17 protein-coding genes are annotated in these 25,123 nt (G+C 63.8%); 16 read left to right on the top strand and 1 reads right to left on the bottom strand.

The window, feature by feature from the left end; translation table 11 throughout:
• Positions 1-26: 26 nt before the first annotated feature.
• The gene (hemP, locus tag ACX17K_RS09500) at positions 27-200 is read right to left on the bottom strand and encodes a hemin uptake protein HemP (RefSeq protein ID WP_493774593.1); all 174 of its coding nucleotides are present in this window, start codon (positions 198-200) and stop codon (positions 27-29) included.
• A 391-nt stretch (positions 201-591) separates the two neighbouring features.
• On the opposite strand from hemP, the gene ACX17K_RS09495 reads away from it, so the two are divergent.
• From ACX17K_RS09495 to ACX17K_RS09420, 16 genes are all read left to right on the top strand, one after another.
• On the top strand, positions 592-1,320 hold the full coding sequence (locus ACX17K_RS09495; protein ID WP_493774592.1) for an S-methyl-5'-thioinosine phosphorylase: 729 nt from the start codon (positions 592-594) through the stop codon (positions 1,318-1,320).
• 293 nt (positions 1,321-1,613) lie between these two features.
• Positions 1,614-2,384, top strand: coding sequence for a glucose-1-phosphate cytidylyltransferase (rfbF, locus tag ACX17K_RS09490; RefSeq protein WP_231150928.1), 771 nt, complete (start codon positions 1,614-1,616; stop codon positions 2,382-2,384).
• Entirely contained in the window at positions 2,369-3,427 is a 1,059-nt protein-coding gene (gene rfbG / locus ACX17K_RS09485) for a CDP-glucose 4,6-dehydratase (RefSeq protein ID WP_493774591.1), read from the top strand. Before rfbF ends, rfbG begins: the two co-directional genes overlap by 16 nt.
• A 16-nt stretch (positions 3,428-3,443) precedes the next feature.
• Positions 3,444-4,757 carry a lipopolysaccharide biosynthesis protein RfbH gene (gene rfbH / locus ACX17K_RS09480; protein ID WP_493774590.1) on the top strand — a complete coding sequence of 438 codons (1,314 nt, stop codon included), beginning with the start codon at positions 3,444-3,446 and terminating at the stop codon, positions 4,755-4,757.
• A 13-nt stretch (positions 4,758-4,770) separates the two neighbouring features.
• Entirely contained in the window at positions 4,771-6,258 is a 1,488-nt protein-coding gene (locus ACX17K_RS09475) for an N-acetylneuraminate synthase family protein (RefSeq protein ID WP_493774589.1), read from the top strand.
• Between the two features lie 2 nt (positions 6,259-6,260).
• Positions 6,261-8,090, top strand: coding sequence for a thiamine pyrophosphate-binding protein (locus ACX17K_RS09470; RefSeq protein ID WP_493774588.1), 1,830 nt, complete (start codon positions 6,261-6,263; stop codon positions 8,088-8,090).
• A gap of 3 nt (positions 8,091-8,093) precedes the next feature.
• Positions 8,094-9,248: a class I SAM-dependent methyltransferase gene (locus ACX17K_RS09465; RefSeq protein WP_493774587.1), complete on the top strand. Its 1,155-nt coding sequence runs from the start codon at positions 8,094-8,096 to the stop codon at positions 9,246-9,248.
• Positions 9,242-9,832 carry an NUDIX domain-containing protein gene (locus ACX17K_RS09460; RefSeq protein WP_493774586.1) on the top strand — a complete coding sequence of 197 codons (591 nt, stop codon included), beginning with the start codon at positions 9,242-9,244 and terminating at the stop codon, positions 9,830-9,832. Before ACX17K_RS09465 ends, ACX17K_RS09460 begins: the two co-directional genes overlap by 7 nt.
• 127 nt (positions 9,833-9,959) lie before the next feature.
• Positions 9,960-11,072 carry a radical SAM/SPASM domain-containing protein gene (locus ACX17K_RS09455; RefSeq protein WP_493774585.1) on the top strand — a complete coding sequence of 371 codons (1,113 nt, stop codon included), beginning with the start codon at positions 9,960-9,962 and terminating at the stop codon, positions 11,070-11,072.
• 41 nt (positions 11,073-11,113) lie between these two features.
• Positions 11,114-11,911, top strand: coding sequence for a hypothetical protein (locus ACX17K_RS09450; RefSeq protein WP_493774584.1), 798 nt, complete (start codon positions 11,114-11,116; stop codon positions 11,909-11,911).
• A gap of 9 nt (positions 11,912-11,920) precedes the next feature.
• On the top strand, positions 11,921-12,994 hold the full coding sequence (locus tag ACX17K_RS09445; RefSeq protein WP_493774583.1) for an NAD-dependent epimerase/dehydratase family protein: 1,074 nt from the start codon (positions 11,921-11,923) through the stop codon (positions 12,992-12,994).
• A 93-nt stretch (positions 12,995-13,087) separates the two neighbouring features.
• Positions 13,088-16,648 carry a glycosyltransferase gene (locus ACX17K_RS09440; protein WP_493774582.1) on the top strand — a complete coding sequence of 1,187 codons (3,561 nt, stop codon included), beginning with the start codon at positions 13,088-13,090 and terminating at the stop codon, positions 16,646-16,648.
• Positions 16,649-16,822: 174 nt separating this feature from the next.
• The gene (locus ACX17K_RS09435) at positions 16,823-18,577 is read left to right on the top strand and encodes a B12-binding domain-containing radical SAM protein (protein ID WP_493774581.1); all 1,755 of its coding nucleotides are present in this window, start codon (positions 16,823-16,825) and stop codon (positions 18,575-18,577) included.
• Positions 18,578-18,784: 207 nt separating this feature from the next.
• Positions 18,785-22,639, top strand: a complete 3,855-nt coding sequence (locus ACX17K_RS09430; RefSeq protein WP_493774580.1) for a glycosyltransferase — start codon at positions 18,785-18,787, stop codon at positions 22,637-22,639.
• 174 nt (positions 22,640-22,813) lie between these two features.
• Positions 22,814-24,037 (top strand): flagellin N-terminal helical domain-containing protein, encoded by a 1,224-nt coding sequence (locus ACX17K_RS09425; RefSeq protein ID WP_493774579.1) that lies wholly within the window; start codon positions 22,814-22,816, stop codon positions 24,035-24,037.
• Positions 24,038-24,256: 219 nt separating this feature from the next.
• Positions 24,257-25,105, top strand: coding sequence for a flagellin N-terminal helical domain-containing protein (locus tag ACX17K_RS09420; protein ID WP_493774578.1), 849 nt, complete (start codon positions 24,257-24,259; stop codon positions 25,103-25,105).
• The last annotated feature ends 18 nt before the right edge of the window (positions 25,106-25,123 follow it).

Here is a 25,123-nt window from a genome sequence, read left to right as displayed (position 1 = left end):
CTGGCTGTCGGCTGGCTTGCGGTTGTTTATTTGATCAGTATCAGTTTGCCGTTGCGGGTGAGCTGCAGGCGGTAGAGCTCGCCCTGATGCTCGATCAGCACTTCGCGGCCGTTGCCGAACAGCTGGCGGCTGTGCAGCAACGGCGGTGACGCGGCGGGAGCCGCTTTCACCGGGATGGTCTGAGGAGGATGTGTGTTCATTTGTTAATGATAACTATTATCATTATTATCGGCAAGAAGTGAATTATGTATTCTTCATGGATTGGATTCACCGTTTAAAATGCCGATTGGCATGGAGACGGGCGAGCCGCGAACATCAGCCGCACGATGCGGGAATCCCGTGGCGGCGATCCCCCCATGGTTGAAGCGGAGGGCGTGCGTTTGGGCTGCGGCATCGCCTTCCATCCGGTTTGGCATGCGCGCTGCCGGCGATGGCGATGAAAGCCCGGCCGCGCGCGCGCCGCGCACTATCCTGAAACAGCGGGATTCAGACATAATCAAGCAGACGGCAAGTGAAAGAAAGCGGGTGAAACCGTCTCTCGATCTGGAGCGATCCAGTCGATGCCCGCGCGGGAAAACAAGGGGAACGAATATGTTGGCTATCATCGGCGGCAGCGGGTTGGCCCAGCTGCCGGTATTGGACGTCACGCATCGCCAGGTAGTGCGCACACCGTACGGCGATCCTTCCTGCGCGCTGACCTTCGGCAATTTGTCCGGCCAGACAGTGGTTTTCATCGCCCGCCATGGCTACGGCCATTCGCTGGCGCCGCATGAGATCAATTACCGGGCCAATCTCTGGGCGCTGCACAATCAGGGCGCCAAAGGCGTGATCGCCATCGGCACGGTGGGCGGCATTCGCCCGGACATGGCGCCGGGACGCCTGGTGGTGCCCCACGACATCATCGATTACAGCTCGGGGCGCAAGCACACTTTCTTCGAAGGGCCGGAGCGGCCGGTGGTGCACGCCGAATTCACCAGCCCCTATGACGCCGATCTGCGCCGCCGGCTGCGCGAGGCGATTCAGAGCTCCGGCATCAGCGGCGTGCATGACGGCGTCTATGCCTGCACCCAGGGGCCGAGGCTGGAGAGCGCGGCGGAAATCCTCAAGCTGGAACGGGACGGCGCGGACATCGTCGGCATGACCGGCATGCCGGAGGCGGCGCTGGCGCGCGAGCTGGAGCTGCCTTACGCCCACTTGTGCCTGGTCAGCAACTGGGCGGCCGGCAAGGGAAATCAGCGCAAGGTTGAGTTCGATCCGGCCGTGGCGGCCAAGAGCGTGCAGGATCTGATGAATACGCTGCAATCCTTTTTTTCCAACTGAGTTTATCGACGATCGCCGGACGGGCGTGTCAACCGCGCCTGTCCAAATGGCGTTTAGAAGCGGCACTCCGCTCCGCGAGGCCGCGGGTCGGCGGCAGGGCTGGGGCGGCGCTTGCCCTCAAGCCCTGCTGGATTTGCGCCGATAGATAAATGGGAGCAGCCCGCGCAGTCGGAGCGGATTGCTGAAGGCAGGAAAACCAAATAACGGCGCCGCCTTCTTCCGGCAGGGGGAGGGAATCGTGCAATCCATGTTTGTGCCTGGGAAGTCGTTGGGCGCGATAAGAGAGACGATGTATGAAAGCTGTGATTTTGGCCGGTGGTCTTGGCACGCGCATCAGCGAAGAGTCCCATCTTCGTCCCAAGCCGATGATAGAGATCGGCGGCAAGCCCATCATCTGGCATATCCTGAAAATCTACTCCGCGCACGGCATCAATGATTTCATCATCTGCCTGGGGTACAAGGGATATGTGATCAAAGAGTACTTCGCCAACTATTTCCTCCACACCTCCGACGTCACGCTGGATCTGAGCAACAACCAGATGTTCGTGCATGAGCGCCACGCCGAGCCGTGGCGGGTGACGCTGGTGGACACCGGCGAAAGCACGCAGACCGGCGGCCGGCTGGGCCGCGTCCGCAGGCATTTGGAAAACGAGCAGGATTTCTGCTTCACCTATGGCGACGGGGTCAGCGACATCGACATCACCGCCGCCGTCGAGTACCACCGCAGCCAGGGCGTGGAAGCCACCGTGACCGCGGTGCATCCGCCCGGCCGCTTCGGCGCGCTGGAGATCCGCGACGAGCGTGTCGAATTCTTCAAGGAAAAGCCGCGCGGCGACGGCGGCATGATCAACGGCGGCTTCTTCGTGCTCAATCCGTCGGTGCTGGACCTGATAGACAGCGACGACTGCGTGTGGGAATCCGAGCCGCTGGAAACGCTGGCGGCCCGGGGGCAATTGGCGGCTTACGAGCACAACGGCTTCTGGCAGCCGATGGACACGCTGCGGGACAAGACCCAGCTCGAGGAGCTGTGGCAGAGCGGAGAAGCGCCGTGGAAGCTGTGGTGAGCGCGGCGTTCTGGCGCGGACGCAAGGTATTTCTGACCGGACACACCGGCTTCAAGGGCGGTTGGCTCAGCCTTTGGCTCGCTTCCATGGGGGCCGAGGTGCATGGCTATTCGCTGGCGCCGGAGTCGTCGCCGGCTTTGTTCGACATCGCCAAGGTCGGCGGCCGGACCGCGACGGCGCTGGCCGACATCCGCGACGCGGCGGCGCTGGCCGACGCCGTCGGCTCCTGTCGACCCTCCATCGTGTTCCATCTCGCCGCCCAACCCCTGGTGCGGCGCAGCTACGTCGACCCGCTGGGCACCTTCTCGACCAATGTGATGGGCTCCGCCAACCTGCTGGAAGCTGTGCGCGGCTGCCCGGGCGTCGAGGCGGTGGTGGCGATCACCACCGACAAGTGCTACGAAAACCACGAATGGCCGTGGGCCTACCGCGAAAGCGACGCGCTTGGCGGCCACGATCCCTATAGCAGCAGCAAGGCCTGCGCCGAGCTGGTGTGCTCGGCGTATCGCCGCTCCTACCCCGGCATCGCCCCCATCGCCACGGCCCGCGCCGGCAATGTGATAGGCGGCGGCGACTGGTCGGCCAACCGTTTGGTGCCCGACCTGCTGCAGGCCTTCGCCGAGGGCCGCTCCCTCGCCATCCGCAGCCCCGAAGCCATCCGTCCCTGGCAGCACGTGCTGGAGTCGCTGGCCGGCTACCTGAAGCTGGCCGAGCGGCTGGCTTCGGGGCAGAACGACGCCGCGTCGGCCTGGAATTTCGGCCCTGCCGACGACAGCAACCGCCCGGTGTCCTGGATCGCCGACACGTTGGCCCGGCAATGGGGCGACGGCGCGAGCTGGCATCGCGACGGCGCTGGCCACCCGCACGAGGCCCAGACCCTGCGGCTGGACAGCGCCAAATCCCGCCAACAGCTGGGCTGGGCGCCGCGCTGGAGCCTGGAGCAGGCCTTGTCGGCCACGCTGGACTGGCACCGCGCCTGGCTGCGCGGCGACGACATGCAGGCCTTCACCCTAGAGCAGATCTCAGCCTATGCGCGTGGCTGAGCAGAGAGAGCAAGACATGACTGACACAAGCCGAGAGGCCATCCTCGCCCTGGTGCGTCAATACGCCGAAGCGCGTCTGGCCCAGGCCGATTTCATCCCCGGCCAGACCGCGGTGCCGCCGTCCGGCAAGGTGGTCGGCGCCGCCGAGGTGGCGAATATGGTGGACGCCGCGCTGGACGCCTGGCTGACCACCGGCCGCTTCAACGCGTCCTTCGAAACACGGCTGGGCGAATTCATCGGCCTGCCGCACGTGCTGACCGTCAATTCCGGCTCGTCGGCCAATCTGGTGGCCTTCACCGCTCTGACTTCGCCCAAGCTGGGCGAGCGCGCGATCAAGCCGGGCGACGAAGTGATCACTGTGGCGGCGGGCTTCCCCACCACGGTCAACCCCATCATCCAGAACGGCGCGGTGCCGGTGTTCGTCGACGTTCAGCTGCCGACCTACAACATCGACGCCGATCTGCTGGAAGCCGCGCTGTCGCCGCGCACCAAGGCCATCATGATTGCCCACACGCTGGGCAACCCGTTCGATCTGGACAAGGTGGCCGCCTTTGCCCGCAAGCACGGCCTGTGGCTGGTGGAGGACTGCTGCGACGCGCTGGGCTCCACCTTCAACGGCCAAAAGGTTGGCACCTTCGGCGACATCGGCACGCTCAGCTTCTACCCGGCCCACCACATCACCATGGGCGAGGGCGGCGCGGTGTTCACTCGCGATCCGCAGCTGCGGCTGATCATGGAGTCGGTGCGCGACTGGGGCCGTGACTGCTATTGCGCGCCGGGCAAGGACAATACCTGCGGCAAGCGCTTTGGATGGCAATTAGGTCAATTGCCCTGTGGCTATGACCACAAGTACACCTATTCCCACATGGGGTACAACCTGAAGATCAGCGACATGCAGGCGGCCTGCGGCCTGGCCCAGCTGGACCGGCTGGAGGGTTTCATCGCTGCGCGCAAGCAGAACTTCGCCTATTTGAGCGAGAGGCTGCGAAGCTGCGCCGAATTCCTGGTGCTGCCGGAGGCGACGCCGGGCTCCGATCCGTCCTGGTTCGGCTTCCCGCTGACGCTGAAGCCGGAGGCGCAGGTCAGCCGCGTCGACCTGCTGCACTACCTGGACCAGCACCGGATCGGCACCCGCTTGCTGTTCGCCGGCAACCTGACCCGGCAGCCTTATATGCAGGGCCGGAACTACCGTTGCGCGACGCCGCTGCCGGTGACCGACCGCATCATGAACGACACCTTCTGGATCGGCCTCTATCCGGGCCTGAGCCGGGAGATGCTGGATTTCACCGTCGAGAAGCTGGAAACCTTCCTCGGCGCCAACTTCGACTAGGGAGAGGCCCATCATGAGCAAGCCGCTATTCATCTTCGAGATGGCCAACAACCACATGGGCAACGTCGAGCACGGCGTCGCGCTGATCCGCGCCATCCGCGAGTCCTGCCAGGGTTTTGATTTCGACTTCGGCTTCAAGCTGCAGTATCGCAATCTGGACACCTTCATCCACTCGAGCTTCAAGGGCCGCGACGACGTCAAGTACGTCAAGCGCTTCGAGGAGACGCGGCTGCAGCCGGAGCAGATGCAGAAGCTGGTGGCCGAGATGAAGGCCAACGGCTTCAAGGCGATCTGCACGCCGTTCGACGAGGAGTCGGTGGATCTGATCGAAGAGCACGGCATCGAGATCATCAAGATCGCCAGCTGCTCGTTCACCGACTGGCCCTTGCTGGAGCGCATCGCCCGTAGCGACAAGCCGGTGGTGGCATCCACCGCCGGCGCGCGGCGCGAGGACATCGACAAGGTGGTCAGCTTCATGCTGCATCGCGGCAAGGACCTGACCATCATGCACTGCGTGGCCGAGTACCCGACGCCGGACGACCATCTGCATCTGTCGCGGATCAAGGCGCTGCGGCAGCAGTACGCCGGCGTGCGCATCGGCTACTCCACCCATGAAGACCCGGACTTGATGGAGCCCATCATGCTGGCGGTCGCCCAGGGCGCGACGGTGTTCGAGAAACACGTGGGCCTGCCCACCGACCAGTACGGCATCAACAATTACTCCGCCAATCCGGAACAGGTCCGCTGCTGGCTGGACGCCGCCGCGCGCGCGCTGGCGATGCTGGGCGACGGCGAGGACGACGCGGTGTCGGAAACCGAGCAGGCCAGCCTGCGCTCGCTGCGCCGCGGGGTGTTCGCCACCCGTCCGGTGGCCGCCGGCGAGGCGCTGACCGCCGACAACGTCACCTTCGCCTTCCCGCCGGTGGAAGGCCAGCTGACCGCCAACGAGTGGTCCAAATATGTCCGCTACACCGCCAAGACGCCGATCGCCGCCGACGCGCCCATCATGGCCGCCGACATGGAGCCGGTGAACCTGCGCGACAAGGTGCAGAAGGCGGTGGAGGCGGTGAAGGCTTTGTTCAAGCGCGGCAAGATCGTGGTGCCGGGCCGTTCCGAGCTGGAAATCTCCCACCATTACGGCATGGAGCATTTCCATGAATACGGCCTGACCATGGTGACCGTGGTCAACCGCGAGTACTGCAAGAAGCTGATCGTGATGCTGCCGGGCCAGACCCATCCGGAGCAGTACCACCACAAGAAGGAAGAGACCTTCATCGTGCTGTACGGCGAGATGACCATCTGGCTGGACGACGAGGAGCGCCAGGCGCAGGCCGGCGATGTCATCACCGTGCAGCGCGGCGTGCGCCACCGCTTCCATAGCCGCAACGGCGTGGTGTTCGAGGAAATCTCGTCCACCCATTATGTCGACGACTCCTACTATACCGACGAGCGGGTCAGCGCCAACAAGGACCGCAAGACCCGCCTGACCTACTGGATGTAAGCATGACAGCAAAGCTTGTCCGCCTGGCGGACTACGTGATGGATTTCCTGGCCGCGCGCGGCGTGCGCCACGTGTTCCTGCTGCCCGGCGGCGGCGCGATGCATCTGAACGACGCGCTGGCGCAGCAGCCCGACATCCGCGCGGTGCATTGCCACCACGAGCAGGCCTGCGGCATCGCCGCCGAGGCCTACGGCCGGCTGGCCGAGCGCACCGGCGTGGCGATGGTGACCACCGGCCCAGGCGCCACCAACATCCTGACGCCGGTGGCCGGCGCCTGGATCGAATCGCTGCCGCTGCTGGTGATCTCCGGCCAGGTGAAGCGCGCCGACCTGCTGCAAGGCAGCGGCCTGCGCCAGAAGGGCGTGCAGGAAGTGGACGTGGTGTCCATGGCGCATCCGGTGACCAAGTACGCGGTCACGGTCACCGATCCGCAATCGATACGCCAGCATCTGGAGCTGGCGCTGCATCTGGCGCACAGCGGCCGTCCCGGCCCGGTGTGGCTGGACATCCCGCTGGACGTGCAGGCCGCGCCCATCGATCCTTCCAGCCTGCCTGGCTGGCAGCCGGAGGCGGAGGCCGCGCCGGTCAAGCAAGACTATGTCGCGGCCATCGCCGATCTGCTGAAGCAGGCCGAGCGGCCGCTGATCCTGGCCGGCCACGGCGTGCGCATCGCCGGCGGCGCCGACGCGCTGCGCCGGCTCAGCGAAACGCTGCAAGTGCCGGTGGCCGCCACCTGGAACGCGATGGACCTAGTGCCGTGGGACAGCCCGCTGTGCGCCGGCCGCCCCGGCGTGGTGGCGTTGCGGCCGGGCAACTTCGCGGTGCAGAACTGCGACCTCTTGATCGCCATCGGCAGCCGGCTGGACAACATCATCACCGCCTACAATCCCAAGGGCTTCGCCCGCGCGGCGCGCAAGGTGGTGGTGGATGTCGACGCCGCCGAGATCGCCAAGCTGGACATGGAGATCGACCTGCCGCTGGCGATGGACGCCAAGGCCTGTCTGGAAGGCTTGCTGGCGGCGGCGGACCATCTGCCCAAGTCCCGATGGCAGCCGTGGCTGGACCGCTGCGCCGGCTGGAAGCGCCGCTACCCGGTGCAGGACGGCGCGCCGTTCCCGAAGAGCGGCCAGATCAGTCACTACCATTTCGTCGACGCGCTGTCCGACGCCGCCCCGGAGAACACGCTGATCTCCACCGGCAGCTCCGGCCTCGCCGTCGAAGTGTTCTACACCGTGTTCCGCAACAAGCCGGGCCAGCGCGTGTTCCTGACCTCGGGCCTGGGCTCGATGGGTTACGGCCTGCCGGCGGCGATAGGCGCCTGCCTCGGCAACGGTTCCCAGCCGATGATCGCGGTCGAGAGCGACGGCAGCCTGCAGCTGAACCTGCAGGAACTGGCCACGCTGAAGGCGCTGCAGTTGCCTATCCGCCTGTTCATCATGAACAACAACGGCTACGCCTCCATCCGCAACACCCAGCGCAATTATTTCGACAGCCGCTACGTCGGCACCGGGCCGGAGGCCGGCGTGCTGATTCCGGACGCGCTGGAGCTGGCCGAGGCCTATGGTCTGCCGGCGGTGCGCATCGAGCGCGTGGAGGAGCTGGCGGCGGGCCTGGCCAAGGTGATGGCCCATCCCGGCCCGATACTGTGCGATGTGCGGCTGAACGAGAGCGAAACGCTGCAACCCAAGGCCGCGGCGCTGCCGCAGCCGGATGGCTCGATGCTGTCGATGCCGCTGGAGGACATGTCGCCGCTGCTGCCGCTGGAGCAACTGCGCGCGGAAATGCTGATTCCCTTGTTGCCGGCGTCGGAAGCCGCCAAGCGGGGCGTTTGAGCCGTGGCGGCCGCTATCGATCACTGCCGCATCTGCGCGCAGCCGCTGTTTGCCGAGCCCTTGCTGGTGCAGGACGACATGCCGGCCGCGGCCCAGGGCCTGCCGACGGCTGAACAGCTGTCCGCCGACCGCGGCGTGAAACTGGCGCTGCGCCAGTGTGGCGGCTGCGGCCTGGTTCAGCTGGACGCCGAGCCGGTGCCGTACTGGCGCGACGTGATCCGCGCCGCCGGCATCTCGCCGGACATGCGCGCTTTCCGGCTGCAACAGTTCGGCGGCTGGCTGAGCGAGCATGGCTTGAGCGGGCGCAAGGTGCTGGAGGTGGGTTGCGGCCGCGGCGAGTATCTGTCGCTGCTGGCGGAAGCCGGCGCCGACGCCTATGGCGTCGAGCATCTGCCGGCGTCGGTGGACGCCTGCCATCAGGCCGGCCTGCGGGTGGAGCGAGGCTTTGTCGACGGCCCGGACGCGCGGCTGGCGGCCGGCCCGTTCGACGGCTTCATGATCCTGAATTTCCTGGAGCACATCCCCGCCGCCCATCTGACGCTGCAAGGCATCGCCGCCAACCTGGCCGACGGCGCCGTCGGCATGGTGGAGGTGCCCAACTTCGACATGATCCTCGAAAAGGGCCTGTTCGCCGAGTTCATTCCGGACCACCTGTTCTATTTCACCGAGCGCACGCTGGTCCGGCTGCTGGAGGCCAACGGCTTCGAAGTGCTGGATTGCAGAGCCGCCTGGCACGACTATGTGCTGTCGGCCACGGTCAGAAAGCGCCGCCCGCAGAATCTGTCCGGGCTGATCGCCTGCGAAACGGCGCTGCGGGCGTCGTTCGACGACTTCCTCGGCCGCTTCGCGCCGGGCAAGGTGGCGATCTGGGGCGCGGGCCACCAGTCGCTGGCGCTGATCAGCCTGATGGGCATCGCCGGCCGCATCCGCTACGTGTTGGATTCCGCGCCGTTCAAACAGGGCCGTTATACGCCCGCCACTCATCTGCCCATCGTGCCGCCGGAGAGGCTGAACGACGGCGAGGTGGACGCGGTGATCGTGCTGGCGGCCAGCTATTCGGCCGAAGTGGCGCGGCTGATCCGGGAGCGGCATGGCCGGCGCTTCGCGGTGGCGGTGATGGGCGAGGGCGGTTTGTTGACGGAGCCGGACCGATGCTGAACGCAGAGGGAAAGGACGGCGAGGCCATCCGCCAGGCGATCGCCACCTTGAGCGAGGCGGTGGGATCGGCGCGCCATGGCCTGCCGGAAGAGGTGTTCCTGTTCGTCAGCAGCCTGACGCCGATGGTCAACGTCGATCTGCTGATCCGCGACGACGAGGGCCGGACTTTGCTGACCTGGCGGCACGACCGTTTCTATGGGCCGGGCTGGCATGTGCCCGGCGGCATATTGCGCTTCAAGGAAAGCTCGGCGGCGCGGATCGCTGCTGTGGCCGCGCACGAACTGGGGGCGGAAGTGGAATTCGCGCCTCATCCCTTGTGCCGCCATGAGCTGGTGAACGCCAGCCGCGATGTGCGCGGACACTTCATTTCGCTGCTGCACGCCTGCCGTTTGAAGTCGACGCCGGATCCAGCCCGGCGCTTTGATCCCGCATCGCCCAGGCATGGCGACTGGGCCTGGCATGTGGGCTGTCCGGATCTCTTGATTCCGGTACACGAGGTGTATCGGGCGCTGATAAACGGCGATCCAGTGACCGAGGGGTGCTCGCCGGCTCAAGTTTCTGGTAAAAATACCGAAAAACCTTAATAGAAATGCACAAACCGACAATCAGACAGAAGCGTCATTCTGCAAAGCCTCTCTGACATACTGAAATAGCTGAAGGCATTTCGATGGACCCGCGCAAAGCGCAAGTCGAAATGATCTGGAGAAACACATGAATGCTCCGCTGGAAACCGCCAACCTGGCCCTGAGCCAGGCAGAACAGGCGAAACGCAATGATCTCGCGCAGCGCAAGCCGTATATCGCCGCCAAGCTGGCGCGCATCGCTGAAATGGAAGAGCGCGGGGAGATCAGCCCCATCATCCGGCTGGAGAAGAGCTATCTGTGCAACTTCAAGTGCACGCATTGCTCGGCCGAATACTATATGGACCGCCACCTGAAGAACGTGATCAAGGTGGTGGATACCCGCAGCAAGATGGAATACGAGGATATCCGCAACCTGTCGCGCCAGGCGGACGAGCTGGGCCTGGCCCGCTTCGTGATCACCGGCGGCGAGCCGCTGGTGATGAAGGATCTGGACGATGTCGTCGCCGCTATCGATCCGGACAAGCACTACGTGATTGTCGACAGCAACGGCTGGTTCCTCGATCTGGAGCGCGCCAAGCATCTCAAATCCATCGGCGTGGAAAAGATCCAGCTGTCGCTGGACAGCTTCGTCGAGAAGGATCATGACAACTTCCGCAACAAGCCTGGCTCGTACAAGCGAGTGTTGCGCGCGGTGGACGCCTGTCTGGACGCCGGCCTGAATCTGATTTTATCCACCGTGCTGGTCAAGGGCCGCGCCAAAAGCGAGGAGTTCCGCAAAATGTGCGAATACTCTACTCAGCGCGGTTTCGGCCTGTACGTGTCTTACGCCAAGCCCACCGGCTCGTGCACCGAGCACCCGGAATTCGTCATCGACAAGGAAGACGCGGACGTCCTGCGGCAGATGGAGAAGGAGTACAACGTCTTCACCCACATGACGCCTTCCTATGGCTCCCATAAGGGCTGCATCACGGTCAAGGGCATCATCACCGTCACTTCCACCATGGAAGTGACGCCGTGCCCCTATATCGATTTCTCCATCGGCAACCTGCGTGAAACGCCGCTGAAGGAAGTGCTGGCGCGCGGCATGCGCAACCCGTGGCTGGGGCCGCATCGCCCCGACTGCCTGATCGGCGAAGACCCCAAGTTCATCAAGATCCACACGGAAAAGACCGCGGGCGCCAAGTTCCTGCCGCTGCCGTGGGGACAGGGCTTCTCCGACGAAGACTCGCTGCACGACTGACGCCGGCACGACCCACAGAACCACGGTAAAGGCTTTACCCGATGAACGCACCAGACATGATCCAAACCGGGCAGCGTTTCGATGCCCATGGCCGCTGCCTGCCGCATGAGGCGACCCAGGCCGCCTGCCATCGCCAGACCCGGCGTTATTTCCTGCCGGTCCAGCCGGCGCTCGACTACGCCGCCATTCATCAGCGCATCGTCGGCCAATTGGGAGACGCCGGCGTAGATGCGGCCGAGTTCGAACGCCGCGCGCGCGCCATCCTGGAGCGACTGGCAGGCGATGATGCCGCTCGCGGCGTGTTGAACGGTCCGCACGCGCCCTTCCTGCTGCCGGCCGCCAGCCACGACGACATCGGCGCGGCGCTGGAGAGCCGCTATCTGCCGGCGGTGGAGCGGGCGTACGCCCAGGCGCTGCCGGAATACAGCTTCTCCAACCATTACAAGGCCGGCCTGGCCGGCAAGCTGACCCCGGCCGAAGGCTCGCGCCATCAGAGCTTGATCGACGCGATGGCGAACGGTCCGGTGGTCGGCGTCTATTTCCCCTGCCTGCTGGAGTATTCGATTCCGGCCGCGATCGAACAGATGGCCAGCCTGCCCGGGGATTTCCTGCTGGCCGGCGGCTACGACACCGCGGCCGCCTTCATCGGCTCGCCCGACCTGCTGCTGCGCAAGGACGGCTATCCGCCGCTGCTGTGGCTGGCGGGGCTGGACAGCGAGAAAGAGGGCATCGGCTATCATTTCGAGGCTTACGGCTACGACCTTACCTTCAACCGCCGCGTTCACCAGAACATGGCGGCCGAGTACTGGGCCGGCGGCCTGGTGGTCCTGGCCGAGTAGGCGGGCCGCATGGCAGCCGTCAGCCAGGCCGCCCGGCCGCGCCGCACGTTGAATGACGATCTGGATGCCATCCTCGCGCGCAAGCCCGAGGTGTGGGAAAACCTGCGCGGCGCGTCGCTGTTCGTCAGCGGCGGCACCGGTTGGTTCGGCCGCTGGCTGCTGGAGGCCATCGTCCACGCCAATGCCCGGCTGAAGACGGATATCCGCGTGCTGGCGCTCAGCCGCGATCCGGACGCGTTCGCGCGACAGGCGCCGCATCTGGCCGCCGACCCGGCTATCCGCTTCCATGTCGGCGACGTGCGCGACTTCGCGTTTCCCGCGCAGCGTTTCACCCATGTCATTCATGCGGCTACCACCTCGGCGCATGAAACCTTCAATGGCGAAAGTCCGCTGAACAAATTCGACACTTTGGTGGCCGGCACCCGGCGCGTGCTGGATTTCGCGGCGGAGGCCGGTGTCGGGCATTTTCTGTTCACCAGCTCCGGCGCCGCTTACGGCCCGTCACCGCGCGGCCTGCCGCTGCGGGAGGACGATCCGGTGGCCCCGGACACGATGGACCCCGACACCGCCCTGGGCCAGGCCAAGCGCGCGGCGGAGTTCCTGTGCGCCGCCTACGCGCAGCGGCATGGCTGGAACCTGAGCGTCGCGCGCTGTTTCGCCTTCGTCGGCCCCTTCATGCCGCTGGACATCCATTATGCGATCGGCAATTTCATCCGGTGCGCATTGCGGGGAGAGCCTATCATCATCAATGGGGATGGCTCTCCGGCCCGTTCCTACCTGTATATGGGCGATCTGGCGGCCTGGCTGATGACGCTGCTGCAGCGCAAGGGGGAGGCGGCGGTCTTCAACGTCGGGTCGGATCGCATCGTCACCATCGCGGAGCTGGCGCATCTGGTGCGCGACCGTCTGAATCCGGACGTCGAGGTGAGGATTCTCGGCCGGCCGGACGCCAGCGTCGGCAACCCGGTGCGTAACTTGTATGTGCCGGACATAGGCCGGGCGCGAAAGGAATTGGGCCTTGAGCCATGGACGTCGCTGGACGACGCCATCCGATTTTCGGCAGATGCGTTTCTACAAGCATGACCCCGTAAGTCCGGCGGCGTTTTCCGGCTAGCGTTCTGAAGCCAGGCGGCCGCGGCGGGGCTCGGCGCAAGGAATACACGAAAGCAAGAAAATATGCAGATCGAGAAAAAATTCTACAACGAGAAGCACCGGCCTTATTACATCTGCGCGCCAGGCTTTACGCGGACGTCCAACGGCGTCCGCGCCATGCACCTGCTGTGCCATTACCTGAACAAGCTGGGCGAGGAGGCGTATGTCTTTTCGCCGGAAACCGACCGCAAGCTCAGGACGCCCTACCTGACCCCGGACATCGTCGAGCGCCACAAGGCGACCAAACTGTCGCCCATCGTGGTCTATCCCGAGGTGGTGCACGGCAACCCGCTCAATGCCAGCGCGGTGGTGCGCTACATCCTCAACCATCCCGGCCTGCTGGGCGGACCCAAGGATTATCCTGAATCGGACCTGCTGCTGTTCTGGCATCAGGACTATGTCGATTTCACCAAGTATTCGGATCCGTCCTACGTCTTCATTCCCTCCATCGATACCGGCATCTTCAACAACGACGACAACCATCATGACGATGACCGGCACCTGACGCTGGTCTATCCCGGCCGCTACAAGCACGCGGAGAGGGATTTTCCCGAATTGTTCAAGGACTCCACCGTCATCACCTACGATTGGCCGCAAAGCCATGAGGAACTGGCTGCGCTGCTGAGGCAGGGCAAGGTGGTGTACACCTTCGCCAACTCCGCGATCATTTCCGAGGCGCTGCTGTGCGGCTGCCCGGTGGTGATCAAGGAAACGGTGTATTCCAAGAAACCGGAGGAGCGCGCCGGGGTGGCCCTGGGCCTGGCCTTGCCGGGCGTGACCTTCGAGGACACGCCGGAGGCCATCGCCGCGGCGCATGCCAAGACGGTGGAATACCAGCAGGTCTATCACCAATACCAGCTCGATTTGCTGAACCAGCTGGAGACCTTCATCGACAGGTCGCAGAAACTGCCGCAGAGCGCTGTGAACGAGGTGGTGTGCCCTTCGTTCCTGTCCGCGGCGGAGCCGAGTCCGGAAGAGGCGAGCTACGATGCCTGGATCGCCAGGCATGCGCTGAAGCCGGTCGCCGCCCAGCTGCACGCCGAGCGGATGGTCCACAGCTGGGGCGGCCAGCCCCACTTCATCGTGCTGATGCCGGTGACCTCGGATTGCTGGCCGGACGCGATCAAGTCGATCAATTCGCTGAAACAGCAGTTGTACAAGCATTGGCAGCTGATTTTCGTCGCGGATTTCGACGAGCCCAGCGCGGTATTCCAGTATTCCGACGTTTTGGGCTGGCTGCGCATCGACGATGCGCGCGACGCCGGCCAGCTGACCCAGGCCTACGCGGCGGTGCTGGGCGCGCTGCCGTGCGACTGGATAGGCATCCTGCCGGTGGGCGCGGAGCTGGAGCCCCAGGCGCTGCTGTCGCTCGGCGACCACGCCGCCTTGTATCCGGAATGGCAGGCGATTTACAGCGACTGCGATGTCATCGCCGCCGACGGCAAGCGCAGCCAGCCGGCGTTCAAGCCGGATTTCAATCTGGATCTGCTGCGCGGCTTCGACTACGTCGGCCATAGCGTCTGGTTCCGGCGCGAAGCGCTGCAGGATGCCGGCGCTTTCGCCGAGTCGCCCGGCGCGGATGGCTATGATGCCTTGCTGCGGGTGCATGATCGTCACGGCGCGGCGGTGATCGGCCATATTTCCGACATGTTGCTGCATTTGCCGGCGGCGCCGGCGCCCGCCGAGGAGGCTGCGGCGCAGGGACGCGCGCTGTCGGCCCACCTCGCGCGCCAAGGCCTTGATGCCGGCATTCAGCCGGGCGCGGTGCCGGGCACGCGCCGCATCCGTTATGCGTCGCCTGAGCAGGCCAAGCTTTCCATCGTGGCGGCGGATGCCGGCGACGGCTTCCACCTTGGCCCCTGCGTCGAGGCGCTGCTGTCCGGTTTGAATGGCTTCCCGTGCGAAATTCTCGCCGTCGCGCCGGCGGCGGATCTGCCGCCGGCGGCGAAGCTGCTGTCCTGCGATCCGTCGCTGGGTCTGGCCGCGCGTTACCGGCTGGGAGCGGAGGCGGCGAGCGGCGATTACCTGTTATTCCTGGACAGCCGGGTGGAAATCGCGCAACCGGGCGCGATCGCCGCGCTGCTCGGGCTGGCGGCGCGGCCGGAGGTCGGCGCCGCTGCGCCGCGGCTGCTGCGGCCGAATGGCGCGGAAGTCTGGCGCGGGCCCTTGCTGCTGGGGGCTGACGACGGCGCGGCCACGGTGTTCGATGGCGCGGCGGAGTCGGAGCCTGGCCATCTGAACCGACAGGCGGTGGAGCACAATCCGGGCGGCCTGCTGCTGGACTGCTTGATGATGGGCCGGCCGTTTTACCAGCAGATCGGCGGCATCGACGCCTCGCTGCCGGATGTTTTCAACGCGGCCATCGACTTGGGGCTCAAGGTCCAGGCGGCCGGCAAATGGCTGGTATGGACGCCTTTCGTGTCCGCGGGCCGGCTGGCGGACGCCGACGCGTCGGCGGCGCCCGCCGTCTGCGACGCGGACGCCATTTCCCAGCGCTGGCAGGGTTGGCTGGGGCAGGACGCCGCCCATAGCCGCCATCTGTCCCTGGCCGGGGAGCGGGCTTTCCGGATCGACAACGTGTTTTCCGCGGCCTGGGATGCAGATTTCCACGAACGGACGCGGGTGCTGGCCTTGCCCGGCGGGTCGCGGGCCAGCGCGATGCGTCTTTGCGTGCCGCTGGGGCGCCTGGAGGAGGGCAACCAGTATCTGGCGACGCTGCTTCCCGCCGCTCAGCGCATGCCGGGACCGGGGGAGATGGAGAGGCTGGCGCCGGATGTGCTGTTGCAGACCGCGCGCTTCGATCCGGCTTTCCTGGAGTGGCAGCGTCGGTCGCGCCGCCGCCGGCCCGGCATGCTGTCGATCCTGGCGCTGGATGGGCTCGATTGCGGACCAGACATGACGACGCGCTACGGCCTGGCTCATCTGCGGGCGCTGGCAAGGGAGGTGGACAGGTTCATCGTGCCCACCGAGTCGCTGCGGCGGATGGTGGGCGAGTTCGCCCAGGATGTGAGGCTGGTGCCCGACGGGCTGGACGAGGCGCGTTGGGACAATCTGCATTCGCTGCGCCGCATCGGCAAGAAGCCCAGGGTAGGCTGGACCGGTACCCACGGCGAAGCCGCGGACTTGCTGCTGCTGAGCGGTCTCATCCTGGCGACGGCAGGAGAAATCGACTGGGTCGTGCTGGGGGACTGCCCCGACGTGCTCAAGCCCTGCCTGGCCGAACACCACTCGTTTGATCTGTCCGATGATGGCTATCCGGCCAAGCTGGCCAGCCTGAGCCTGGATTTGGCGGTGCTGCCCAAGACCTCCGTGCTGGTCAATGAAGTGGCCAGCCCCCTGCGCGTGCTTGAATACGGCGCGCTCGGCATCCCGGTGATTTGCAGCGCGGTCGGCGAGTGGGGCGGCACGCAGGCACCGGTGGCGAAAGTGGAGAATGACGCGTCCAGCTGGGGCCGGGCGCTGCGCGAATGGACGGGCGATCCGAAGGCATCGGCCAGGGCGGGAGACGAATTGCGCGCCTGGGTGAGGGAAAATGGCCTGTTGGAGCGATATTTGCCCTCATGGCAGCAGGCCATCGGCCGATAAAGCATTATGCGGCATCGTTTGAACCCGCGCGCTTGCCGCGCGGGCATGAATCGATGAGTCCGGGCTTGAGCGATAGAGGCCCGCGGCAGGTTTTCATGAAATCGTTAGCGTTGCAGATGAATGGCGGGTCCGGCGCAAGGCGACTGGGTCAGGCCGTTGATCGGGGAGGGTGGGATGAAGAAACTGCTGTTTGTCGTGCCCATGCACATTTCCTGGGACTCGTTTACCAAGCCCGAGTACTACAATGTGCAGCTGGCCAAGGGCGATGGGAAGGTTTACAACATTCCCCGCACTGATTTGCCGCTGGGGCCGTTGTCGATTTCCGCGTACTTGAAGAAATTCCTGTCGCTGGACGTCAAGCTGATTGATTTCAACGCCGAGGTGAATGCGCTCGACGCGGTGCCCTTCGATTGCTTCGAGGCGCTGTGCCGGCACTTCTTTCAGCAGATCAAGGATTTTCAGCCGGATTTCGTCGGCATCTCCTCGCTGTTCAGCCCGTCCTTCCCCAATTTCATGGACTGCGGCCGGGTGGCGAAGGAAGTCTGGCCTGACAGCATCGTGATCGGCGGCGGCAATATCCCGACCAACAGCTACGAGCAGATCTACCGCGACATGGGCTGCACTTTCTTCGACGGCCTGTGCTTCGGCGAGGGCGAGAAGCCGATGTTGCATTTGCTGGAGTCGGACGACCCGCGCGCCTTCCTGGCCAATTCGGATACCTGGATCACCCGGGGCAAAGTGATGGGCGCGGAGCTGTTCGCCCCCAAGCACGACTTCATCGACGATCTGGATGAAATCCCGTTCTTCGATTACGACCTGTGCGACATCGACAAGCATGAGATCAACCAGGTGGTGGCGTCCTACCACAATCTGGACAAGACCCGCGGTTTCCACGTGATGACCTCGCGCGGCTGCCCCTTCCTGTGCACCTTCTGCGCCTCGCACCGCACCCATGGCCGCTCGATGCGCTACCACTCGCTGGCGCGCGTGCAGGAGGACTTCACCCGTCTGGTGGAGAAGTACGACGCGGCTACGGTCATTTTCCAGGACGATCACCTGATGGCTGACTCGGACCGGGTGTACAAGATCCTGGAGATCGTGAAGTCGCTGAAGCTGCATTCCGTCTACCAGAATGGCCTGACGCTGTACGCTTTGGACCGTCCGATGCTGGAGGCCTTCTGGGACGCCGGCGTCCGCCATCTGGTGCTGCCGGTGGAGAGCGGCAGCGAGAAGGTGCTGAAGAAGCAGATGCGGAAACCTTTGAAGATGAAGATCTCCGAGAGGGTGGCCAGGGACTGCCGCGACCTCGGCATCTACACCAACACCAACATCCTGATCGGCATGCCGGGCGAGACCAAGGAAGACCTGGAAGAGGCGCGGCATAATCTGCGGGAGATCGCCTCCAACTGGTTCAACATCGCCTGCGCCAGCCCCATCGTCGGCAGCGAGATCCACGACATCTCCAAGGAGAAGGGCTACATCAAGATCAACGATCTGGGCTCCGACTACCGGACCGCGGTCATCAATACCGAAGACTTCAGCGCCGAGTTCATCCAGGAATACCAGTATTTCATGAACCTGGATCTCAACTTCGTCCACAACTACGACATCCGCTGCGGCAACTACGCTTGGGCCGAGCGCGGGCTGAAGAACGTATTGCGGCTGAAGAGCGATCATGCGCTCGCGCACTATTATCTGGCGAAGTGCTACCGGGAATGGGGACGGGCGGAAGAGGCCGAATTCCACTACGCCAGCTATCTGGAATCGATCAAGAATCCGTTCTGGGGGCGCTGGGCCTGGATCTTCGGTCTGGAGGGCATCAATCCGGACGATTGGTCGGACGAGCATTACGGCCTGCTGGCGGAAGTGCTGGTCTCCCCGGTAATGATCGCCGCCGACGATACCCAAATCATCGCCGCTTCAGCTTGAAACAACCCGGTCGGATGACCGGACCCATGGAGCGAAACTGCAGGCAATGCGCGGTTTCGCTCCATGTTTTGCCTTTAAGGCCTGCAAGGCGGACGACTGACCCGGCGGCTGCCGGCGCGGCCAGGGCACGATCTGTTATGCTGTCTGGAGTGGTCGGATTCATCCATGTCCTAGCGAGCCTCAGCCATGAAATCACAGGAAAACAACGTGGAAAAACAACCCCGTAAACCACGCGTCGGCGTTCTGACGCGAGACCTGCAGGATGCCGCCTGTTACAAACTGAGGCTCGGCGATCCGCTTTGCCTGATGTCTCCGGTGCTGGAGGCTTATCATTTCAAGAATCAGGCCGATCACAGCTACGAGGGCGTATATCCCTTCAAGGAGGATCGCGACTTTGTCGAGGCGATGGACATGTTCATCGTTCAGCGTCTGTTCCCCTATCCGGAATTCCGCCCGCTGCTGGAAATGATCGTCGAGTCGGGCAAGCCTATCGTCTATGAAGTGGACGACTGGTTGCTGGACATGTCCGAGCAGCATGTGATGTACGGCATCTGCGAACCGTCGTTCAAGGGGATCGAATGGCTGTTGCCGCAGTGCTCGCTGGTGACGGTGTCGACCGAGACGCTGGCGGAAAAAGTCCGGCCTTACAACGACAAGGTCTTCGTGTTCCAGAACTGCCTGGCGTCGGAGCGGGTGGTGGAGCCGCTGCCACACAGCGGCCAGATCACCATCGGCTTTGCCGGCACCAGCACCCATGCCAAAGACGTGGAGATGATTTCGTCGGCGCTGCTGAGGATCTATCACGAATACGCCGGGCAGGTGAAGTTCGTGTTCTGGGGCGATGTGCCGCCGGATTTCGTCGGCATCAAGGATGTGCGCAAGGTGCCGGAGTTCGTCACCTACAACGAATACCTGACCGAACTGGCCAAGCTCAAGATCGATATCGGCGTCGCGCCGTTGGTCAAGAGCGAATTCAATGATTACAAGTCGGACATCAAGTGGCTGGAGTACGCGCTGGTCGGCGCCGCCGCGGTGGTGTCCGATGTCTCGGCCTATGTCGATTTGAAGGAGACCGGACTGGCGACGGTGGTGGACAACACCGAAGAAGGCTGGGTAGCGGGAGTCAGCAAGCTGATCGACGATGCCGCGCTGCGCGCCAGCCAAGCCGCCGCGGCGCGGCGCCACGTGCTGGAGAACCGCCTGCTGGAGCAACGGGTAGGCGATTTGCTGTCCCAGTACGCCGCGCTGCTGCCCGAGCAGCTCAAGCCTCAGCCGCTGACGCAATTGGGCCGCGTCGTCACCTACGCGCTGGCGGAAAACGACGTGGATGGCTTGAAGGCCTATCGCAAGTGGGTGAAGCGCCGCCAGATCCGCGAAGTGCATGCCGAGCAGCTGGCGGAGCGGATGATGATGGCCTGGAAACAGGTGCCGGTGTTCAACCTTATCCTGCTGGCGCCGGCCGACCGCCTGACGCGCTTGTCGGAAAGCTTCACCGCGATGGAAAACCTGCTGTACCGCCATTGGCGGCTGATCGTGGTGTCCGACGCGCCGGAACCGGATCCGGTGTTCAGCAGCAGCCCTAATCTAGGCTGGGTGCAGGTGGCCAGCATGGATAATGAGCAGCAGGTCGCCGAGGTGGTCAATGGCATCATCGCCGACGTGCCGTCAGACTGGGTGATGCTGCTGCCGGCCGGCGCTCGTCTGCAGCCCAACGCGCTGGCGCGGCTGGGCGAGGAGATCCACGCGCATCCGGAGTACGGCGCGATCTACTGCGACCACGATGTGGTGTCGCCGATGGGCAAGCGTTTCCGTCCGTCCTTCCTGCCGGATTTTTCGCCGGAATATCTGCGGTCGATGGATTTCGCCAGCTACGCGGTGGCGTTCAATCGGGAAGTCCTGGCCAAGCTTGGCGGCATACAGCCCTATCCGCGCGCGCATTGCTATGATGCCCTGCTGCGCGTGTACGAAAACTGGGACCGCGGCGCGATCGGCCATATCGATGATGTGCTGGTGTCGCTGCCATGGGTAGACCCCAAGATGGATGGCCTGGGCAATGCCTCCCGCCGGGTGGCGTTGGAGAGCCATATCAGCCGTTGCGGCCTGCCGGCGTCGGTGGATGAGGGCCTGGTGCCGGGAACCTTCTACTACGAGTACCAGCTGCTGGCCTCGCCGCTGGTGTCGGTGATCATCCCGAGCAAGGACAAGCTGGAGTGCCTGGAGCCCTGCCTCGGCAGCCTGTTCGGCATCACCGGCTACCAGAATTTCGAAGTGTTGATCGTCGACAACGATTCCCAGGATCCGGAAACCTTCGAGTTCTACGAGAAGGCGCAGGCCCTGTATCCGGGACGGATCCGCATTCTCAGCTATGCCGCGCCCTTCAACTTCTCCGCGCAGTGCAATCTTGGCGCGCGCGAGGCCCGCGGCGAATACCTGCTGCTGCTGAACAACGACACCGAGGTGGTGTTTTCCCATTGGCTGGAGCGTTTGCTGGCGACCGCCCAGCAGCCGGGCGTCGGCGCGGTGGGCGCTCGCCTGCTGTATCCGGAGATCGGCCGCGTGCAGCATGCCGGCATCGTGCTGGGCATGCCGGGCGGCATGTATTCGGTGGCTGACCATGTTTTCGAGGATATGGATTATCTGTATCCGGGCTATTTGAACCGCAGCCTGACCATGCAGAACTACTCGGCAGTGACCGCGGCGTGCCTGATGGTGGAGAAGCAGATTTACGACGCGGTGGGCGGCATGGACGAGGAGCGGCTGCAGGTGTGCTTCAACGACGTCGATTTCTGCCTGAAGGTCCAGGCTGTCGGCCTGCGCAACGTCTACAACCCGTTCGTGGTGCTGTACCACCACCACGCCAAGAGCATTGGCCGCGTCACCACCGATCCGCGTCCCGCCCTGAAAGCGGCGGTGCGTGAGCGCGAAGAGATGGAAACGATGCTGGAGCGCTGGCTGCCGGTGATGGCGAACGACCCCGGCTTCAACCGCCATCTGTCGCTGCGCACCAAGCGGGTGGCGATCGAGTCTGACCGCATCGTCGCCTGGGACGCGAAGCTGCCGGGCCGCAAGCGGGTATTGGGCGTGCCGGTGCCGGGCGGCAGCGGCGAGTATCGCTTGAGCCAGCCGTTGTCCGTGTTGCAGGAAAAAGGCAAGCTGGACGGCGAGATCCACCAGCCGTCGGCCGGCATCCCCACGGTGGTGGAGTTGGCCCGGCAATCGCCGAATACGGTGTTGCTGCACACCGGCATCAGCGATTATCTCTATGAAACGATGGATGCCTACCGCAAGTACATTCCGGATTTGCGCATCGTGTTCGGTCTGGACGATCTGGTGGGCGGCGTGCCGGAGAAGAGCAGCTTGTACGACCACTGGTCCCGCCACTACCCGGACGCGAAGCAGCGCCTGCGCCGGGTGCTGAAACTGTGCGACGCGGCGGTGGTGTCCACCCAGCCTTTGGCCGATTTCATCCAGAACATGGTGGGCAAGGTCACCGTCGCGCCGAACCGGCTGCGCAGAAGCGTCTGGGGCGGTCTGAAATCAGAACGCCGCGCCGGCAAGAAGCCCAGGGTCGGCTGGGTCGGCGCGGGCCAGCACCGCGGCGACCTGGAGCTGATCTACGAGGTGATCCTCGCGACTCACAAGGAGGTGGACTGGGTATTCATGGGCATGTGCTTGCCGCAGTTCCGTCCCTATGTGGCCGAGATGCATCATGCGGTGCCCTTCGCCGACTATGCCGCGAAAGTGGCCAGCCTGAACCTGGACCTGGCGGTGGCGCCGCTGGAGCTCAATCCTTTCAACGAGGCGAAGAGCAATCTCCGGCTGCTGGAGTACGGCGTGCTGGGCTGGCCGGTGGTCTGCACCGATATTTATCCGTATCAGACCAATGACGCGCCGGTATGCCGGCTGCCCAACCGGGCAGAGGCCTGGATCGAGGCGATCCGCGCGCGGACGCATGATCTGGACGCGCTGGCGAGGGAGGGCGATGCGCTGAGGGCCTGGTTCGATAAAGACTACTGGCTGGAAGACCATTACGACGAATGGTTCCAGGTATTGCATGGCTAGGTAAAGCCGCAGTCTATTTCATGGCCCTTCGGGGCCATTTTCTTTTCCAATTTCCATTTTTAATGGAATTCTTTGGTAATAATACCATTTTCATAAGCATTTCCCTTGTTCGGCCGATTTTTGGGACATCGGGCACGAATTTATTCCGGCCGTTGGGCCGACAAGGGGAATCAAATGGCAATCACCGTCAATACCAACCTGTCCTCGTTGCAGGCGCAACTGAACCTGAACAATTCCAGCATGTCGCTGAACCAGTCGCTGCAGCGCCTGTCCTCCGGTTTCCGCATCAACAGCGGCAAGGACGACGCCGCCGGTCTGGCCATCTCCCAGACCCTGACTTCCGCCATCCGCGGCAACAACCAGGCGATGCGCAACGCCAACGACGGCGTGTCCGTCGGCCAGACCGCGGAAGGCGCGATGGGCCAGATCGCCAACAACCTGCAGCGCATCCGCGAAATCGCGGTGCAGGCGGCCAACGGCGGCGTCAGCGACACTAACCGTTCGCAGCTGCAAAACGAAGTGGACCAACTGACCCAGGAAATCTCCCGCACCATCCAGACCACGGAGTTCAACGGCACCAAGCTGCTCGCTGGCGGCGCGACGCTGACCTTCCAGGTGGGCTCCCAGGGCGCGGCGGACAACCAGATCAGCATCCAGACCGTGGATTTGACCCAGTCGACCTCTAACACCCTTTCTGGCTCCACCGCTGACCTGACCAAGGCCGCTGCCGACGCCAAGACTGCTGCGACCGACGCGGATACGGCATACAAAGCCGTTGCCGATGCAACTACCGGCAAGCCGAATGCTGGCGTGACCCAGGCGACTGCCGATGAAATGAAGCGCAAATCGTTGAATGCGCAAAAATCCTATCTGGATCTCGATCTCGCCGCCAAGAGCAAGGCGGTGGACGATGCCGACAAGGCTTGGCAGGCTGCGGATGCCACAGGCAAGGCGACTGCTAAGAGTGCCTTGGATGATGCCAGGACAAAAATGGATGCCGCCAAGGATGCCCAGACCACATTCAGCAACGCCAATCCGACCATCGGCGCCAGCGGCGGCCTGCATTCCTTCAATGCCAATCTGGCGGCGGTGAAGACCGTGGACGTGACCTCGCAAGACGGCGCGGCCAAGGCGCTGAACCTGCTGACTCAGGATATCGCCAAGATTTCCGACGTCCGCTCCACTTTCGGCTCGGTGATGAACCGCTTCGACGCGGTGGTGGCCAACCTGGGCAACTACACTCAGAACCTGACCGCGGCCAACAGCCGCATCATGGATGTGGACTTCGCGTCGGAAACCGCCAATCTGACCAAGGGCCAGATTCTGCAGCAGGCCGGCGGCTCCATCCTGAAGCAGGCCAACTCGCTGCCGCAGGCCGCGCTGGCGCTGCTGCAATAAGGCTGGGCTTTGGTGGTTGCCGGCTCGGGTTTCGGGCCGGCAACCAGGTTGATGGGGATGTTGAAGATGAAGGGAAACGGGATGGAATAGGCGTGATTCGGTAATTGCCAATGCGTCAAGTGTGAAAATTCACACTTTGGCCATAAAGTTCAGATCTCCTCGGTCGATAAGTTGTGTAAGCAAGCTCTTTTGCCCACACAAAGCACCAGGAGAGTCATCATGGCTATTACCGTCAACACCAATATATCCTCGCTGCAAGCGCAGCTGAACCTGAATAATTCGCAGATGTCGCTGTCGCAGTCGCTGGCTCGCCTGTCTTCTGGTCTGCGTGTCAACAGCGCCAAGGACGACGCCGCCGGTCTGGCGATTTCGCAGACGCTGACTTCGGCCATCCGCGGCAACAACCAAGCGATCAGCAACGCCAACGACGGTATTTCCGTAGGCCAGACTGCTGAAGGCGCGTTGGGCCAGATCGCCAACAACCTGCAGCGTATCCGTGAAATCGCGGTGCAGTCCTCGAACGCCTCGGTGAGCAACACTAACCGTTCGCAGCTGCAAAACGAAGTGGACCAGCTGACCCAGGAAATTTCGCGTATCGTGCAAACCACCCAGTTCAACGGCACTCAGCTGTTGTCCGGTAGCGCGGTGCTGACTTTCCAGGTGGGTTCGTCCGGCGCCAGCAGCAACCAGGTTTCGATCTCGTCGGTAGACATGACCTCCGCGGGCGTGCTGTGTAGCTACAGCTCGGCGCTGACGGCCACCGGCACGATCAACATCACCACCCAGTCGGGCGCTTCCGCCATCCTGTCGTCTCTGGATTCGGACATCGCGGAAATCTCCACGGTGCGTTCTACCTGGGGCTCGGTGCAGAACCGGTTTGACGCGGTTGTGGCCAACTTGCAGAACTACGTGCAAAACCTGACTGCGGCCAATAGCCGGATCGTGGATGTGGACTTTGCTTCGGAAACGGCTAACCTGACTAAGAACCAGATTCTGCAACAGGCTGGCGCGTCTATCCTGAAACAAGCGAATACTCTGCCCCAGGCCGCCCTGACGCTGCTGCAATAACAGTAGTACACTGATGGT

The sequence above is a fragment of the Chromobacterium sp. INPA-IVC genome (assembly GCF_059047085.1).
Note: the sequence above shows the minus strand (reverse complement) of the source record. Positions and strands in the feature narration are given on the sequence as shown.